Here is a 1,173-nt window from a genome sequence, read left to right on the forward strand (position 1 = left end):
CCCAGACTCAAATGGTTGTTACTACCTAATCTGGGCTTATCGCAAGTTACTACGTCTTTCATCGCCTCTGACTGCCAAGGCATCCACCGTGTACGCTTAGTCACTTAACCATACAACCCCAAGAGGTCTTTCGTATGGCAAACAACCAAGGTTTATTGTTGCTTCATTATTTGAATGAGCGAAGCAACACTTCGATTTTGCCGGACTCAAATATGTTTTCATTTTCATGAAAACCCAAGAACACTTGAATGTGTGTTGGTACCTAATCTTTCGATTAGGATTTGAGAACTTTTAATTGAATAACAACGCTTATCTGAAAGATAAGGGGATTGTTGTTATTCGTCAGCTTTCCAAATTGTTAAAGAGCATGAGTTTCTTATCGAAACCATTTTTAAGAGCACTTAAGACTTTCTATTTCAAAAGAAATGCACTTAAAGATGGTGGAGCTAAGCAGGATCGAACTGCTGACCTCCTGCGTGCAAGGCAGGCGCTCTCCCAGCTGAGCTATAGCCCCATTTATGCAGATGTTTCTGCTAAACAGTCATAATGACTGGGATAAATCTTTTCGTATGCAAGGAAACAAGTAAGGCCGTGTACATCAGTACACAACGCGCTTGTTGACGCCGCAGACGGAAAGATTTGGTGGGTCTGAGTGGACTTGAACCACCGACCTCCCGCTTATCAGGCGAGCGCTCTAACCAGCTGAGCTACAGACCCATTTTTACGTCGTGCTTTTCCTTACTTCTGCGTCAGGCGGCGCTCTTCACTCAGTCACATACTGATGTATGCACCTTCGCTCATCACTTGCCTTCCTTGAACTAAGAAAAATCACTTAGTAAAAACTCTTTCGTTTCTAAACCGTATCAATCTGTGTGAACACTCATCGCAATAATCATTCGTATTAAGGAGGTGATCCAGCCCCAGGTTCCCCTAGGGCTACCTTGTTACGACTTCACCCCAGTCATGAACCACAAAGTGGCAAGCGTCCTCCCGAAGGTTAAACTACCTGCTTCTTTTGCAGCCCACTCCCATGGTGTGACGGGCGGTGTGTACAAGGCCCGGGAACGTATTCACCGTGGCATTCTGATCCACGATTACTAGCGATTCCGACTTCACGGAGTCGAGTTGCAGACTCCGATCCGGACTACGACGCACTTTTTGGGATTCGCTCAC

General features: G+C 45.6%; 2 tRNA genes and 2 rRNA genes. All 4 read right to left on the bottom strand.

The window, feature by feature from the left end:
* A 23S ribosomal RNA gene (locus tag ACVB80_RS24265) occupies nucleotides 1–110 on the bottom strand; the annotation flags it as partial.
* Nucleotides 111–438: 328 nt separating this feature from the next.
* Nucleotides 439–514: transfer RNA gene (locus tag ACVB80_RS24270), tRNA-Ala, on the bottom strand.
* Between the two features lie 126 nt (nucleotides 515–640).
* Nucleotides 641–717 (bottom strand) — tRNA-Ile (locus ACVB80_RS24275).
* Between the two features lie 185 nt (nucleotides 718–902).
* Nucleotides 903–1,173, bottom strand: a 16S ribosomal RNA gene (locus ACVB80_RS24280); the annotation flags it as partial.

This window comes from Vibrio sp. 9-16B-A1, assembly GCF_056726165.1.